The following is a 14,378-nucleotide window of genomic DNA, read 5'->3' as shown; positions in this document are numbered from 1 at the left end:
CGCGCAGTTCCCCGCGCCCCTTGAGGGGCCCATGGCGCACCGGGCTTCAGAAGTCCGCCCCCTTGTCCCTGAACGAAAGGCACCTTCGTGTCCTCATCCGCTGCCTTCCGCGTCACCGCGGTCGACACCTATGACATCCGTTTCCCCACCTCGCGTGAGCTCGACGGGTCCGACGCGATGAATCCCGACCCCGACTACTCGGCCGCGTACGTCGTGCTGCGTACCGACGACGACACGGCCGGCGGCCCGGAGGGGCACGGGTTCACCTTCACCATCGGGCGGGGCAACGACGTCCAGGTCGCCGCGATCGAGGCGCTGCGCCCGCACGTCCTGGGGCGGTCGGTCGACGAGCTGTGCGCGGACCCGGGATCACTCGCCCGCGACCTCACGGGCGACAGCCAACTGCGCTGGCTCGGGCCCGAGAAGGGCGTGATGCACATGGCGATCGGCGCCGTCGTCAACGCCGTCTGGGACCTCGCCGCCAAGCGTGCCCGCAAGCCCCTGTGGCAGCTCCTCGCCGACGCCACCCCCGAGTGGCTCGTCGCCCAGGTGGACTTCCGGTACATCGCGGACGTCCTCACCCCCGAGGACGCGCTCCGGCTGCTGCGGCAGGGCCGGGAGGGGGCGGCGGAACGCACCGCGCTGCTGAAGGAGCGCGGCTTCCCCGGCTACACCACCTCGCCCGGCTGGCTCGGCTACTCCGACGAGAAGCTCACCCGGCTGGCCCGCCAGGCCGTCGCCGACGGCTTCACCCAGATCAAACTGAAGGTCGGCGCGGACCTCGCCGACGACGTACGCCGCTGCCGGGTGGCCCGGGCCGTCGTCGGGCCCGACATCCGGATCGCCATCGACGCCAACCAGCGGTGGAACGTCGACGAGGCCATCGAGTGGACCATGGCACTGGCCGAGTTCGACCCGTACTGGATCGAGGAGCCCACCAGCCCCGACGACATCCTCGGCCATGCGGCCGTCCGCAGGGCCGTCGCACCGGTCAAGGTCGCCACCGGGGAGCACGTACAGAACCGGATCGTCTTCAAGCAGCTGCTCCAGGCGGGCGCGATCGACGTCCTGCAGATCGACGCGGCCCGCGTCGGCGGTGTCAACGAGAACCTCGCGATCCTGCTGCTGGCGGCCGAGTTCGGCGTCCCCGTCTGCCCGCACGCGGGCGGTGTCGGACTGTGCGAACTCGTCCAGCACCTCTCGATGTTCGACTACGTGGCGCTGTCCGGCACGACCGAGAACCGGGTGATCGAGTACGTCGACCATCTGCACGACCACTTCCTCGATCCGGTGGTGATCGGAGAAGGTCGGTACATGGCACCCACCCTGCCGGGATTCTCGGCGACCATGCGGCCGGAGTCCATCGCCGAGTTCACCTTCCCCGGCGGCACGTTCTGGGCCGCCGACCTCGAACGGCAGCAGACCGAGCAGCAGACCGAGCAGCAGCGACAGCGGACGCCCAAGCAGCAGAAGGAGCAGGCGGCATGAGTGACTTCGAGGGACTCAAGGCGCTGGTGACGGGCGGTGCCTCCGGTATCGGCCGGGCCACCGCGGAACTCCTCGCCGCCCGCGGCGCGCAGGTCGCCGTGCTCGACCTGGACCCGGAGAGCGTGCGGAAACCCCTGCTCGGCTACCGGGCCGACGTCACCGACGACGAGTCCGTACGCCTCGCCGTCGCCGCCGCGGTCGCCGACCTCGGCGGCCTGGACGTGCTGATCAACAACGCGGGCATCGGCGCCCAGGGCACCGTCGAGGACAACGACGACGAGGCCTGGCACCGCGTCATGGACGTCAACGTCGTCGGTATGGTCCGCACGGCCAGGGCCGCCCTGCCCCACCTGCGGAAGTCGTCGCACGCGGCCGTCGTCAACACCTGCTCCATCGCCGCCACCGCGGGCCTCCCGCAGCGCGCCCTGTACTCCGCGTCCAAGGGCGCGGTCCTGTCGCTGACCCTCGCCATGGCCGCCGACCACGTCCGGGAGGGTATCCGCGTCAACTGCGTGAACCCCGGCACGGTCGACACCCCGTGGGTCGGCCGTCTCCTGGACGCCGCGCCCGACCCGGCCGCCGAGCGGGCCGCCCTGGAGGCCCGCCAGCCCACCGGCCGCCTCGTCTCGGCCGGCGAAGTCGCGGGCGCCATCGCCTACTTGGCGAGCCCGCTGTCGGGCTCCACCACCGGTACGGCCCTCGCGGTCGACGGCGGCATGCAGGGGCTGCGGCTGCGCCCGGCGGGCCGGTGACCGGCATGCGGACGCCTGTCGCCACCCATGCGCTCGGCCGCGGCTCCGTCGACGTCACCGCGCTGGCCCTGGGCGCCGCCGGTATCGCCGGCCTCTACAGCGCGGTCCCCGAGGAGCAGGCGTACGCGACCGTGGACGCCGCCTGGGACGCGGGCATCCGCTACTTCGACACCGCGCCGCACTACGGCATAGGCCACTCCGAACGACGTCTCGGCGCGGCCCTGCGCGGGCGGCCCCGGGCGGAGTACACCGTCTCGACCAAGGTGGGCCGCCGTCTGGAGCCCACCGACGCGGGCGGTGACGACCTGGCCAACGGGTTCGCGGTGCCCGCCACACACCGCCGGGTGTGGGACTTCAGCGCGGACGGCGTACGCCGTACCCTCGACGCCAGCCTGGAGCGGCTGGGCCTCGACCGGGTGGACGTCGTCTACCTCCACGACCCGGACGACCACGGCGAGGAGGCCTTCCGTGAGGGATATCCGGCGCTGGAGAAGTTGCGTTCGGAGGGGGTGGTGGGCGCGATAGGCGCGGGCATGAACCAGGCCGAGATGCTCACCCGCTTCGTCCGCGACACGGATGTCGACGTGGTGCTCTGCGCCGGCCGCTACACGCTGCTCGACCAGGGGGCGCTCACCGACCTGCTCCCGGCCGCCCGGGAACGCGGCACGTCCGTCGTCATCGGCGGCGCCTTCAACTCCGGCCTGCTGGCCGACCCGAAGCCCGGGGCCAGGTACGACTACCGGGCCGCGCCGACCGAGTTGCTGGACCGGGCGCTGGCCCTGAAGGCGGCGGCGGACCGGCACGGCACGACGCTGCGGGCGGCGGCCCTCGCCTTCTGCGCCGCCCACCCGGCGGTCGCGGCCGTCCTCGTCGGCGCCCGCTCACCCCACGAAGTACGCGACTGCGCCGCACAGTTCACGGCGGACGTGCCCGCGAGTCTCTGGCAGGAGCTGCGGGAGACGGGCCTCCTGTCCGCCGAAGCTCCCGTCCCGTCCGAGGAGCCGTCATGAGGATCGCCCTGCACACCAAGGTCCGCGCCGACCGCATCGACGCGTACGAGGCCGCACACCGCCAGGTGCCCACGGAACTCACGGACGCGATCCGCGCCGCCGGAGCCACGTCCTGGACCATCTGGCGCAGCGGCCCCGACCTCTTCCACCTCCTGGAGTGCGAGGACTACACGCGGCTGCTCGCCGAACTGGAGGAACTGCCCGTCAACATCGCCTGGCAGTCCCGGATGGCCCAGCTCCTCGACGTGGTGCACGACTACTCGACCGAGGGCACGGAGGCCGGACTGCCGGTCGTCTGGGAGCTGCCGTGACGGTCCGCACGGGCATCGTGGACGCCCACCACCACGTCTGGGACCTGTCCGTACGCGACCAGGACTGGATCGTGGGCCCCGAACTCACGCCACTGCGAAGGAACTTCACAATCGAGGAGCTGGCTCCGGAAGCCCGCGCCGCCGGAGTCGCCCGGACCGTCCTCGTGCAGACGGTCCCGGTGGCCGAGGAGACCCCCGAGTTCCTGGCGCTCGCGGAGAGCAGCGAACTGATCGGCGCGGTCGTCGGCTGGACCGACCTCACCCGTCCCGGCGTCGCGGACGAACTGGCCCGGCTGCGGGAGCTGCCGGGCGGCCGTCACCTCAAGGGCGTCCGTCACCAGGTCCAGGGCGAACCGGACCCGGAATGGCTGCTGCGCGAGGACGTACGCCGAGGACTGGCGGCGGTCGCGGAAGCAGGCCTCGCCTACGACCTGGTCGTCCTGCCGCACCAACTGCCCGCCTGCGCACGGGCGGCGGAACGGCACCCCGGTCTCACCTTCGTGCTCGACCACGTGGGCAAGCCACCCATCGGCGCGGGTGGGACGGAGCCCTGGGCCACCGAGGTGCGGGCCCTCGCCGCCCTGCCCAACACCGTCTGCAAGCTCTCCGGAATGGTCACGGAGGCGGACCGGCGGAGCTGGGCGGTGGGCGACCTGGCTCCCTACGCGGACACGGTGCTCGAAGCCTTCGGCCCGGGCCGGCTCATGTTCGGCTCCGACTGGCCGGTGTGCACGCTCGTGGCCTCGTACGCCGAAGTCGTGCACATCGCCGATCAGTTGACCGGGAAGCTGGACGAGAGGGAGCGGGAGGAGATCTTCTCGGGCACGGCCACCCGCGTCTACCGCCTCTGAGGCGGGAGGGCTACGCGTCCAGCCGCGTCGGCGGGAAGAACTCCCGCACATGGGTCCGCTCCCAGCACGCGCCCGTCGTCCGCAGCTCCTCCCAGGTCGTGTACCGGTAGCGGTAGAGGCGCGCCCGGACATGGTGGGGCGGCGCGTCCGGGGGGAACGGGGAGTGACGCAGGAGGCGGAGCGTGTCGCGGTCGTTCGCCAGGAGGCGTTCCACGAAGCCGCCGAACCAGGGCTCGGCGTAGGCGGGGGAGAGCGCGGCGAACCACATCATCCAGTCCAGCCGCAGATGGTAGGGGGCGAACTGGCGGGGCCAGTGCCGGGGATCGCCGGGCTTGCCCCGGAACCCGTACTCCAGCCAGCCCGCGTCCTCGCGGGGCACCGGGTCGGCCGTGCCCTCGACCACCACCTCGTACCGGATCCGGCTGACGCTGCCGAACGCCCCGTACGTGTTCACCAGATGCAGCGGGTCGAAGGAGCGGTTCATCGTCTGGCGGCGGGAGACCATGTTGCGGACCGGGCCGTGGCTGAGGAACACGAGCAGCGCCGCGGCCGACAGGACCACGATCTCGTACCAGAGCGGGGCGCCCGGGACCTCCGGGGCCGTGCCGGGCAGAGTCAGGGCCGGCACGGCGAGCACGATCGTGATCCAGTTCAGCCAGGAGAAGTTGCCGGACAGGACCAGCCACAGCTGGGTGACGATCATCAGGGCGGCTGCCGCCGCAGCGACGGGCTGCGGGGCGAACAGCAGGAACGGCACGACGAGTTGGGTGACGTGGTTGGCGGCCACCTCGGCCCGGTGGAACGGCTTCGGGAGGTGGTGGAAGAACCAGCTCAGCGGACCCGGCATCGGCTGGGTCTCATGGTGGAAGTCGAGGCAGGTCAGCTTCCGCCAGCACGCGTCGCCGCGCAGCTTGATCAGACCGGCCCCGAACTCCACCCGGAACAGGATCCAGCGCAGCAGGAGGAGCACCACGACGGGCGGCGCGATCTCGTCGTTGCCCAGGAACACCGCGAGGAAGCCGGTCTCCAGGAGCAGGGACTCCCAGCCGAAGCCGTACCAGGTCTGGCCGACGTTCACGATCGACAGGTAGAGCACCCAGGGGACGAGCCAGAGCAGCATGGCGCCCCACAGCGGGAGACGGCCGTCCAGCCCCGCGACGAGGGCCAGCGACACCGCGCAGCCCGTCCAGGACCAGGCCGCGAAGAAGCGGTCCGAGAAGTGGACGTGGAACACGCTCGGCGCCCGCCGGAACGGCACCCGGGCCACGAACCGGGACACCGGCAGCATGCCGCGCTCGCCGATCAGCGCACGGAACTGGAGAGCCGCGCCCAGGAAAGCGACGAGATAGACCACCGCCAGCGCCCGCTGGAAGACCAGCCGGCCGGTCCAGTACTCGGGGGCGGTGAACCACTCCACGCCGGCCGCTCCCTTCTCTCTCTTTCCTCTTGCCCCTGCTCGCGGAGCGCCCAGATTACGTCCCGGGCCGAGTCGATAATTCGGGTAAACCCTGACAAGGTGAACACATGGTTGATCGGGGTGAGAGCGCTCTGTCACTCCCGGACGACTGGCCCGCCCAACCGGATCCGATCCTGGCGCTCAACCGCATGGGCAGCTTCGACTGGGACCTGGACACCGGTCTCATGCGGATGGACGCCCTGGCCCACGAGATCTTCGACGTGCTTCCCGAGGAATACGCCGACCGTCCGCAGAACCTGGCCCCGCGCGTGCCGCCGGACGAGGCCCACCGCCTCGACACGCACGTCTCCCAGTCCCTCAAGGACGGCAGCGAGAACTACGGCGCGTACTTCCGCGTCCGCCGCCGGGACGGCACCCTGCGCTGGACCCACACCCAGGGCTACATCCAGCGCGACGCGACCGGCCGGCCGCGCCGCATCATCGGCATCATCCGTGACGCCACCCGGGAACTGAGCGAGGCCCAGGACCGGCGCGAGAGGGCCGCCCTGGACATCGAGGCCCGCCGCCGGCAGACGAACGTCGTACAGATCACCGCGGCGGCGCTCGCCCACGCCCGCACGGTCCAGGACGTCATCGACGTCCTGAAGAACAACCAGGGCGTCACCCACCTGGGCGCGACCAGCCTCGTCATGGGCCTCGTCGAGGCGGGCCGCATCCGGCTGGTCGCGGAGGGCCCCAGGGGCAGCTTCGTGCCCGGCACCCTGGTCACCGGCATCGACGAGCAGTACCCGATGAGCGAGGTCGTGCGCACGCTGACCCCGCGCTACATCGAGTCGCCGGAGGAGTTCGCCCGGCTCTACCCGCTGCTGTGGCCGCACATCACCGCCCTCGACATCACCTCGGCGGCCTATCTGCCCCTCATCGCACAGGCCAGACCCATCGGCGCCATGGGACTGCTCTACAGCGACCGGCGCGGCTTCTCCGCCCAGGACCGCAACGTCCTCGTCGCCCTCGGCAGCAGCATCGCGCAGAGCCTCCAGCGCGCCATGTTCTACGAGCAGGAGAAAGACCTCGCCCAGGGCCTGCAGCAGGCCATGCTGCCGCGCACGATCCCGCGCGTCCCCGGCGCCGACGTCGCCGTGCGCTACCGCTCGGGCTCCCTCGGCCGTGAGATCGGCGGCGACTGGTACGACGTGATCCCGCTGCCCGGCGGCCGGGTCGGCGCCGTCATCGGAGACGTCCAGGGACACGACACGCACGCGGCGGCCGTCATGGGCCAGCTGCGGATCGTCCTGCGCGCCTACGCGGCCGAGGGCCACACCCCGGCGACCGTCATGGCCCGCGCCTCCGTCTTCCTCCACGAACTCGACACCGAACGCTTCGCGACCTGCCTGTACGCGGAGGCCGACCTGGACACCGGAGTGGTCCAGGTCGTCCGGGCCGGCCACATCGATCCGCTGGTCCGCGACACGGACGGCGGCTGCCACCGGCTCGCCGTGGCGGGTGGCCTGCCGCTCGGCCTGTCCGCCGAGTTCGGGCGCCTCGAATACCCGGTCGACACCCTGGAACTCGACCCCGGCCAGACACTGATCCTGTGCACCGACGGCCTGGTCGAACAGCCGGGAATCGACCTCGACGACGGCATGCGGACCCTGCGCGCGCTCGTCTCCACGGGCCCCGACGACGTCCGCGACCTCGCCGACCGCCTCATCGACGTCGCGGAGGAACGCGGCGGCGAGGACGACGTGGCGCTGCTCCTGCTCCGCCGGGTGGGCAGGGACGCGCAGCGCTCCGGCGGGCGGGTCCAGCAGCACGTGGGGCCCGGGGACCCGGAGGCGCTCACCGAGGCCCGGCACATGGTCCGCGCGGCCGTACGGGCCTGGGGCGCCCGCGAGCGCGCCGACGAGATCGAGCTGATCGCCGACGAGCTGATCACCAACGCCCTCATGCACACGGAGGGCGCCGCCGTCGTCACCCTGCGCGCCCTCACCGGCCCGGACCGCCGGATCCGCGTCGAGGTCGAGGACGCGTCCAGCGCGCTTCCCCGGCGCAGGGAGGCGGGCGAGTCCGGGGTCTCCGGCCGGGGCCTCCTGCTGGTGGACCGCCTCGCGGACGTGTGGGGCGTGGAGGCCCGGGGCGGCGGCAAGTGCGTCTGGTGCGAGTTCCTCGTGCCGGAACGGGAGTGACGGGACCGGGTTCGCGTGGATGTGACGTGCGGCTCGGTGGGGGCTGGTCGCGCCGTTCCCCGCGCCCCTTTCGGGGCGCGGGTGGCACCCTGGATCCATGCCGGAGCTGCCCGAGGTCGAAGCGCTGAAGGACTTTCTCGTCGGACATCTGGTCGGCCGCGAGATCGTCCGCGTGCTGCCCGTCGCGATCAGTGTGCTCAAGACGTACGATCCGCCGCTCGGCGCTCTGGAGGGCCGCGAGGTCACGGCCGTGCACCGGCACGGCAAGTTCCTGGACCTGGAGACCGCCGGCGGCCCGCACCTCGTCACGCATCTGGCCCGCGCGGGCTGGCTCCACTGGAAGGACCGGCTGCCCGACGGGCCGCCCCGCCCCGGCAAGGGCCCCCTGGCCATGCGCGTCGCCCTGGAGACCGGCGAGGGCTTCGACCTCACCGAGGCCGGCACCCAGAAACGGCTGGCGGTGTACGTCGTACAGGACCCCGGTGAGGTGCCCGGGGTGGCCCGGCTCGGCCCGGACCCGCTGGCCGACGACTTCGACGAGGCCCGCTTCGCCGCGCTCCTGGAGGGCGAGCGCAGACAGCTGAAGGGCGCCCTGCGCGACCAGAGCCTGATCGCGGGGGTGGGCAACGCCTACAGCGACGAGATCCTGCACGCCGCGAAGATGTCGCCCTTCAAGCTGGCCTCCACGCTGACCCCGCAAGAGACCCGACGCCTGTACGAGGCGCTGCGGGCCACCCTCGTGGAAGCCGTCGAGCGGTCCCGCGGAGTCGCCGCGGGCCGGCTCAAGGCCGAGAAGAAGAGCGGCCTGCGCGTCCACGGCCGGACGGGCGAGCCCTGTCCGGTCTGCGGAGACACCGTCCGCGAGGTCTCCTTCAGCGACTCGTCGCTCCAGTACTGCCCCACCTGCCAGACGGGCGGCAAGCCCCTCGCGGACCGCAGGACGAGCAAGTTCCTCAAATGACCGGTGGAACGACCGGGGTTCAGGGTGCCTCGATCGTCACGAGATGCTTCCCGTCCGCCGTGCGCACCTCGTACCGGGCGATGTCCGCGGTGTGCATCGCGGCAGCGCCCTGCATGCCCGCGGAGGGTGCCGAGGCGCCCTTGGGCACGGTCCAGCTCAGGACGACCTGTTCCGAGTCGTCGTAACCGATGGCGACGAGTTCGCAGGCCTGGTCCGCGGAGGCGTTCTTGACCTTCGCGTCCACCTCGCTGCCGTAGGCCCGGTCGAGGGTGGTGACCTCGGCCCATACGCCGGTTCCCGGATCGGTCGCGGCGACCGTCCTGGCCTCGGAGCCCTCGTCGCCGGTGAAGACCGCGACCGCGGGCCCGCCGACGGCGAAGACCACGGCGGCGGCGACCGCGAACAGCCAGCGCCTGCGCCCGCTCCTGCGCGCCGTGACGACATCGTCCAGGAGCCGGTCCAGCAGGCCCGGCCCTGCCTGGGTCATGGGGTTGACCGAGCGTGGCGTCGCTTCCGCGTACGCCCGCAACGACCGTGTCGTCGCGGACAGTTCATGTATCTGAACCGCACACTGGGGACACTCCATGAGGTGGTCCTCGAAGCGGAAGGCGTCCGCCTCGTCCAGCACGCCTAGCGCGTATGCGCCGACGTCGCGGTGGCGTTCCAGCGACCTCATACCAAATCCTCATGCCGTGCCGATGGGTGGGGGTGTGCGGGGAGTAGCTACTTGCCCACCGGTACGCAGGGGACCGCCGAATCACTCAAGCCCCGTCCGGAATGCAACCTGGAGATTCGGAGCGGTCGGGCCCACGGATTGGTCGAGGTTCGAAAAAAAACTGGTCAGGGGAGCCCACCGGGGGCTCCGTCGGGGGATCGGTCGGGGGAGTGGTCGGAAAAATCAGAAAAGATGGATCGCCAGATGTCCCAGCGGCAGCCCCAGCTGCCAGGCCGGGGTCCACACCTTGGGGCCGTCGTCCTCGCCGATGACGGGGCCGCCGCCCGGCACCGCGTCCAGGTCGGGCGCGAGCAGTTCGGTCTCCTCCAGCCAGCGCCAGGCCGCCGTCGCCAGATCCAGATCGGGGGACGGACCGCCCGAGTCGGCGGCCTCGGCGGCGAGCCCGGCCATGCGCTCACCCACCCAGTCCTGCCACGGCTGGTCGTACGCCGTCAGCGACAGCCAGGTCTCCAGCTGCGTGACCACCCGGATGCCGGAGAGCTCGCCGCTGGTGTCGGACAGGAAGATGGTGAGAGCCAGCGCGTCACGCCCGGCTCTGAACTCGAAGGACGTGGGCGGCATCAGGTCGCCCGTCCGGAGCAGTTCGTCCGCGATGTACTCCGCGTACAACCAGGCCATGGGGACGGTGAGTTCTCCGCCGCCGGTGCCGTCCGTGCTCTCTTGACCTCTGTGCAGCATCCCTTCCTGCCTTCCTCCGGTGCGTGCGCGTCGCCCGAACCCGGGCCCCATCGGGGAACACGGATGAGGACAGCTGATTGCTCAACCATGATCCTCAGCAAGGCGCTTTACGGAGGCTTGACCTAACCCGCGGTTTCACCGCAGGTCGGCCGCGTATCCCGGAAGAACCCGGCGCAGGGCGCGCAGCGCGTAGTACGCGCGGGACTTCACGGTACCGGCCGGAATACCCAGGGCGGCCGCGGCCTCCGCCACGCTGGCCCCGCGGAAATACACCTGCACCAGGACTTCACGGTGTTCGGGAGTGAGAGTCTTCACAGCCTCCCGCACATCGAGGGTCGCGACCGAGCGTTCCGCGTGATCCGCCGCGACCCGCGCGCTCTCCAGCACGGCGTCCCCGACCTCCGCGGGCCGCGCCTGCCGGGCCCGCCGCGCGTCGATGGCCAGGCGCCGCCCCACGGTCAGCAGCCAGGGCCGTACGGAATCGAAGTCGTCGGCGCGCAGGGCCTCGGGATGCTGCCAGGCGCGTACGAATGTCTCCTGCACCAGATCCTCGGCGCGCTGGCGGTCTCCGTCGGAGAGCCTCAGCATCAGGGCGAAGAGCGGTGCTCCGTGCTCCCGCTGCAATTCGGCCAGCTCGTGCTCGGCGGTCGTCCTGCTGGTCATGGTGATGGCGGCCGTCATGGCCGTATGCCAGCGCAGGGCGTCCCGCCGGGACAGGGCCAGGACACGGCTCGTCGGCAGACGGTCGAACCCGTCGACGAACGGTACGACGAACGGTCAACCGGGACGGAAGGCTCCGCCTCCGCATCTGTCCGGACCTCGACGGTCCGGTCGGCCGGCCGGACGAAACTCCGGCCGGCGGCCCGGCTACGGCACCACCGTCACCGGCCAGCGGCCCGCCTTCACCAGCCGGATGGCGACGGAACCGACGATCCGGTGTCCCGCCTGCTCCGACGCGCCCACCACGACGGCGTCCGCCTTCAGCTGCTCGGCCGCCGAGACGAGCCCGTTGTACGGGTCGCCGCGGAACGTGTGGAACTCCCAGCGCACATCGAATATGCCCTTGACCTGCTCGGCCGCCTCCTGGATGTCCCGGACCAGCTCCTCGGCGATCTGGTCGGTCGTGTCGGCGACCGGTACCCCGAGCGCCGCACCCGCCGCCATCACCGGCTGTACGTACACCAGTGTGAGCAGAGCCCGCTGCCGCCGGGCCAGCCCCGCGGCGTAGGAGGCCGCCCGCAGCGAGGACTCGGAGCCGTCCACGCCGGTCAGGATGACCTTGGGGCCGTCGGTGCCACGTTCGAACTGGTGGGAGTGCTGTTCCGTCACGGCCCGAGGCTATCGGAACAGGCGGAACAGGCCGCCGTCCGGGACCCCGGGCGCCGGTGCCGGGCCACCCGGAAGCTGCTCCCAACGGGTGTTTTCATACGACCGCACCGGTGGCAGGGTGCTGGGGCGCACCACCAGCGGGCGACTGATTAGTCATGAATAAGGATCAGTTCCTCTCGCGGCGCCGGGCCTTGCTCGCCGGTGCCGCCGCCCTGGGAGCGGCGGGTGCGGCCGGCGCGGTACAGCTGCTCGGCGCCGAACCCGGCCCCCCGCCCCGGTCCGCCGCCGCGCCCGCCGCCGGGGCCCAGGCGAACAGAGCGGTCCGCAGGCCCTCCGCCTACCGGCTGCAGCCCATCGCCGGATACGGTCCGGCCCGCGGCACACCCGCACGCACCCTCGTACGGCACGAGCCGTTCCTGCGGATGTCGGACCGGGAGCACAGCATGGTGCTGAGCTTCGACGACGGCCCCGACCCCCGCTACACCCCCGGCATCCTGCGGACCCTCAAGGCCCACGACGTGCGCGCCATGTTCTTCGTGTGCGGCGAGATGGCCGCCGACAACAAGGACATGCTGCGCCGGATGTCGGACGAGGGGCACATCGTCGGCAACCACACCTGGTCCCACCCGCTCCTGACCCGGCTCAGCAGATCCGCGATCCGCTCCCAGATGGAACGCACCTCCGAGGTCGTCGAGGAGGCGTACGGCGAGCGGCCCGGCTGGTTCCGCGCGCCGTACGGGGCCTGGAACCGGGCCGTCTTCGAGGTCGGCGCCGACCTCGGCATGGAGCCGCTCGCCTGGACCGTCGACACCCTGGACTGGACCACACCGGGTGCCGGGACCATCGAGCGCCGGGTCATGAAGGGGGCCGGGCCGGGGGTCGTGGTCCTCTCGCACGACGCGGGCGGCAACCGCTCACAGAGCGTGCGGGCCCTGCGCGACTATCTCCCGCGGCTGCTGGACTCCGGATACCACCTCACCGTGCCCCGGCGGCAGCTCACCTAGGCCTTAGACGGACGGACTCCGGCCGGGCGGGCTTCTCGCCCACCCGGCCGGCGGTGCTCAGCGGACCTCCACCAGCCGGGCGAACGCGACGACATTCCCGTCGTAGCCGTTCTGCTTGGAGAAACCGCCTCCGCAGGTGATGACACGCAATTCGGGATTACCGGTGTTCCCGTAGACGCGGTCGCCCGGGAAATTGTTCTTCTCGAAGACCTCGATGCCGTAGATCTCGAACACGGCGGTCTTTCCGTCCCGGCGCGTCACCTCCACGCGGTTTCCCTTTTTCAGGGACCCCAGACCGTAGAAGACGGCGGGCCCCTGCCGGTTGTCGACATGGCCGACGACGACGGCCGTGCCCTTCTCGCCGGGGGAGACCGCACCCGAGAACCATCCCGCGAGATTCGGGTCCTCCGGCGGCGGCGCGTCCACCCAGCCCTCCATGTCGAGGCCCACCGGAACAGTGGGGGCGTCGACCTGGATCGCCGGGATCCTGACACGGTCCGCCACGGAGAACGACAGGGGAGCCGGAGCGCCCGGCCGCGACCTGTCCGTGCCGGCACTGTCCGCGGCGGCGGCCGTCGCGGGCTGCGGGGGCCCCACGTCGAACTCTCCCGAGCCATTGCGGATGAGAGCGAGGCCGGTCAGCAGGACAAGCGCTATGACACCCCAGGGAGCGCGCTTCCTCGGGCGCTCCTCCTCTTCGTCGAGCTCGGACACGGACATTCGCAAACCCCTCTCGACGCGGCCGTCGCCAACGTCCGTCGCGCATACGAGAACGCTAAGCGCAGCCCGCGGGCGGGGCGACGGGAGAAAGGCGAACGGGTGGTGGACCGGGCCGCCGTGCGCCATACGAGTCGCGGCCCCGAGGAAATTTCTGACGGTCCGTGACCTGCGGCAATATCCGATTGTGTTCCTTTTCGTCGGCGTGTCCTCTCACCAGGACGGACCATTCTCGAAATGCGGCCCTGTGCACGACAACTGAGTGTCTGTCTGGGAGGCGTTCTCTCGCCGATCGACCCGGGGACGTTCCCCGGGGCGCCTTCCGCGGAGGATCACATGCGTAGCACTCGTGCCCTGGCGGTCTCTGCGACAGCAATCGCCGCCCTCGGACTCACCGCTTCCCAGGCCGTCGCCTGGGACACCTCTAGCAACATCGTCGCCATGCCCAGCGCCATCGCCCGGGGCGGACAGCTCACCGTGACCGTCGACGGGTGCCCGAACGGCGGCAGCATGACGTCCAGGGCGTTCCCCCGGGCCGATCTCTCGCCGATCAGGAACCACAGCGAGACGTCGAAGGGAACCGCGACCGTCAACAGCTCTGCCTCGCCCGGCGCGTACGACATCAGGGTCCACTGCGAAGGCAAGCCCGCGCTGACGAAGTCCGCCGCCTTCACCGTCATCGGCGGTGTCCGCGGTGGTCTCGGCGGCAGCAGCACCGACGGCGCCACACCGACCGACATGGCGATCGGCGGCTCCCTGGTCGGCCTCGCGCTCGTCGGCGGCGGGGTGTTCTGGATGCGCCGCCGCGCCGAGAGCAGGATCTGACCCCCACCCCCTCGCCGGACGGACTCCTCCCCTCGGAGACCGGAACGCACGTGGACGCGCCCTCGCCCCCGCCCCCCAAAACACCCCGGGCGCAGGGGGCGGGTGGTCAAAAC

At 71.5% G+C, this 14,378-nt stretch carries 15 protein-coding genes; 9 read left to right on the top strand and 6 right to left on the bottom strand.

Annotated elements, in window-relative coordinates; genetic code table 11:
* The first annotated feature begins 87 nt into the window (after positions 1–87).
* Genes ACFVH5_RS08070 through ACFVH5_RS08050 form a run of 5 tightly spaced genes read left to right on the top strand, consistent with a single transcriptional unit; the run spans position 88 to position 4,412 of the window.
* Entirely contained in the window at positions 88–1,488 is a 1,401-nt protein-coding gene (locus tag ACFVH5_RS08070) for an L-fuconate dehydratase (protein WP_385832704.1), read from the top strand.
* A complete protein-coding gene (locus ACFVH5_RS08065) occupies positions 1,485–2,240 on the top strand; it encodes an SDR family NAD(P)-dependent oxidoreductase (RefSeq protein WP_385832703.1) in 756 nt (251 codons plus the stop codon). Before ACFVH5_RS08070 ends, ACFVH5_RS08065 begins: the two co-directional genes overlap by 4 nt.
* A gap of 5 nt (positions 2,241–2,245) precedes the next feature.
* Positions 2,246–3,250 carry an aldo/keto reductase gene (locus ACFVH5_RS08060; RefSeq protein ID WP_385832702.1) on the top strand — a complete coding sequence of 335 codons (1,005 nt, stop codon included), beginning with the start codon at positions 2,246–2,248 and terminating at the stop codon, positions 3,248–3,250.
* Positions 3,247–3,561 (top strand): L-rhamnose mutarotase, encoded by a 315-nt coding sequence (locus ACFVH5_RS08055; RefSeq protein ID WP_385832701.1) that lies wholly within the window; start codon positions 3,247–3,249, stop codon positions 3,559–3,561. Before ACFVH5_RS08060 ends, ACFVH5_RS08055 begins: the two co-directional genes overlap by 4 nt.
* Positions 3,558–4,412 carry an amidohydrolase family protein gene (locus ACFVH5_RS08050; protein WP_385832700.1) on the top strand — a complete coding sequence of 285 codons (855 nt, stop codon included), beginning with the start codon at positions 3,558–3,560 and terminating at the stop codon, positions 4,410–4,412. Before ACFVH5_RS08055 ends, ACFVH5_RS08050 begins: the two co-directional genes overlap by 4 nt.
* Before the next feature lie 10 nt (positions 4,413–4,422).
* On the opposite strand, the gene ACFVH5_RS08045 is transcribed toward ACFVH5_RS08050, so the two are convergent.
* A complete protein-coding gene (locus ACFVH5_RS08045) occupies positions 4,423–5,829 on the bottom strand; it encodes a lipase maturation factor family protein (protein ID WP_385832699.1) in 1,407 nt (468 codons plus the stop codon).
* Between the two features lie 107 nt (positions 5,830–5,936).
* On the opposite strand from ACFVH5_RS08045, the gene ACFVH5_RS08040 reads away from it, so the two are divergent.
* The gene (locus ACFVH5_RS08040) at positions 5,937–8,015 is read left to right on the top strand and encodes a SpoIIE family protein phosphatase (RefSeq protein WP_385832697.1); all 2,079 of its coding nucleotides are present in this window, start codon (positions 5,937–5,939) and stop codon (positions 8,013–8,015) included.
* Between the two features lie 97 nt (positions 8,016–8,112).
* Positions 8,113–8,976 carry an Fpg/Nei family DNA glycosylase gene (locus tag ACFVH5_RS08035; protein WP_385832696.1) on the top strand — a complete coding sequence of 288 codons (864 nt, stop codon included), beginning with the start codon at positions 8,113–8,115 and terminating at the stop codon, positions 8,974–8,976.
* Positions 8,977–8,995: 19 nt separating this feature from the next.
* Here the strand turns inward: ACFVH5_RS08035 and ACFVH5_RS08030 are convergent, their stop codons facing one another.
* The 4 genes from ACFVH5_RS08030 to ACFVH5_RS08015 form a co-directional block, all read right to left on the bottom strand.
* Positions 8,996–9,652 carry an anti-sigma factor family protein gene (locus ACFVH5_RS08030; protein ID WP_385832695.1) on the bottom strand — a complete coding sequence of 219 codons (657 nt, stop codon included), beginning with the start codon at positions 9,650–9,652 and terminating at the stop codon, positions 8,996–8,998.
* A 222-nt stretch (positions 9,653–9,874) separates the two neighbouring features.
* Complete coding sequence (locus tag ACFVH5_RS08025; protein WP_384805632.1) at positions 9,875–10,390, bottom strand: hypothetical protein; 516 nt, start codon at positions 10,388–10,390, stop codon at positions 9,875–9,877.
* A gap of 135 nt (positions 10,391–10,525) precedes the next feature.
* The gene (locus ACFVH5_RS08020) at positions 10,526–11,071 is read right to left on the bottom strand and encodes a sigma-70 family RNA polymerase sigma factor (RefSeq protein WP_210887081.1); all 546 of its coding nucleotides are present in this window, start codon (positions 11,069–11,071) and stop codon (positions 10,526–10,528) included.
* Between the two features lie 186 nt (positions 11,072–11,257).
* On the bottom strand, positions 11,258–11,719 hold the full coding sequence (locus ACFVH5_RS08015) for a universal stress protein (protein ID WP_385832693.1): 462 nt from the start codon (positions 11,717–11,719) through the stop codon (positions 11,258–11,260).
* Positions 11,720–11,874: 155 nt separating this feature from the next.
* Here ACFVH5_RS08015 and ACFVH5_RS08010 point away from each other — a divergent pair, with 155 nt between their 5' ends.
* On the top strand, positions 11,875–12,723 hold the full coding sequence (locus ACFVH5_RS08010; RefSeq protein ID WP_385832692.1) for a polysaccharide deacetylase family protein: 849 nt from the start codon (positions 11,875–11,877) through the stop codon (positions 12,721–12,723).
* A 57-nt stretch (positions 12,724–12,780) separates the two neighbouring features.
* On the opposite strand, the gene ACFVH5_RS08005 is transcribed toward ACFVH5_RS08010, so the two are convergent.
* On the bottom strand, positions 12,781–13,443 hold the full coding sequence (locus ACFVH5_RS08005; protein ID WP_385832691.1) for a class F sortase: 663 nt from the start codon (positions 13,441–13,443) through the stop codon (positions 12,781–12,783).
* Positions 13,444–13,776: 333 nt separating this feature from the next.
* Between ACFVH5_RS08005 and ACFVH5_RS08000 the strand changes: the two genes are divergently transcribed.
* Complete coding sequence (locus ACFVH5_RS08000) at positions 13,777–14,265, top strand: hypothetical protein (RefSeq protein WP_385832690.1); 489 nt, start codon at positions 13,777–13,779, stop codon at positions 14,263–14,265.
* The last annotated feature ends 113 nt before the right edge of the window (positions 14,266–14,378 follow it).

Origin of the sequence: Streptomyces sp. NPDC127119, from assembly GCF_042677425.1 — a bacterium.
Classification (GTDB): domain Bacteria; phylum Actinomycetota; class Actinomycetes; order Streptomycetales; family Streptomycetaceae; genus Streptomyces.
Note: the sequence above shows the minus strand (reverse complement) of the source record. Positions and strands in the feature narration are given on the sequence as shown.

What these genes read in the sequence shown, in the direction of transcription:
- ACFVH5_RS08065 (WP_385832703.1), top strand. Translation starts at nt 1,485, where the DNA reads ATGAGTGACTTCGAGGGACTCAAGGCGCTGGTGACGGGCGGTGCCTCC.
- ACFVH5_RS08060 (WP_385832702.1), top strand. Translation starts at nt 2,246, where the DNA reads ATGCGGACGCCTGTCGCCACCCATGCGCTCGGCCGCGGCTCCGTCGAC.
- ACFVH5_RS08055 (WP_385832701.1), top strand. Translation starts at nt 3,247, where the DNA reads ATGAGGATCGCCCTGCACACCAAGGTCCGCGCCGACCGCATCGACGCG.
- ACFVH5_RS08040 (WP_385832697.1), top strand. Translation starts at nt 5,937, where the DNA reads ATGGTTGATCGGGGTGAGAGCGCTCTGTCACTCCCGGACGACTGGCCC.
- ACFVH5_RS08035 (WP_385832696.1), top strand. Translation starts at nt 8,113, where the DNA reads ATGCCGGAGCTGCCCGAGGTCGAAGCGCTGAAGGACTTTCTCGTCGGA.
- ACFVH5_RS08030 (WP_385832695.1), bottom strand. Translation starts at nt 9,652, where the DNA reads ATGAGGTCGCTGGAACGCCACCGCGACGTCGGCGCATACGCGCTAGGC.
- ACFVH5_RS08025 (WP_384805632.1), bottom strand. Translation starts at nt 10,390, where the DNA reads ATGCTGCACAGAGGTCAAGAGAGCACGGACGGCACCGGCGGCGGAGAA.
- ACFVH5_RS08020 (WP_210887081.1), bottom strand. Translation starts at nt 11,071, where the DNA reads ATGACGGCCGCCATCACCATGACCAGCAGGACGACCGCCGAGCACGAG.
- ACFVH5_RS08010 (WP_385832692.1), top strand. Translation starts at nt 11,875, where the DNA reads ATGAATAAGGATCAGTTCCTCTCGCGGCGCCGGGCCTTGCTCGCCGGT.
- ACFVH5_RS08005 (WP_385832691.1), bottom strand. Translation starts at nt 13,443, where the DNA reads ATGTCCGTGTCCGAGCTCGACGAAGAGGAGGAGCGCCCGAGGAAGCGC.
- ACFVH5_RS08000 (WP_385832690.1), top strand. Translation starts at nt 13,777, where the DNA reads ATGCGTAGCACTCGTGCCCTGGCGGTCTCTGCGACAGCAATCGCCGCC.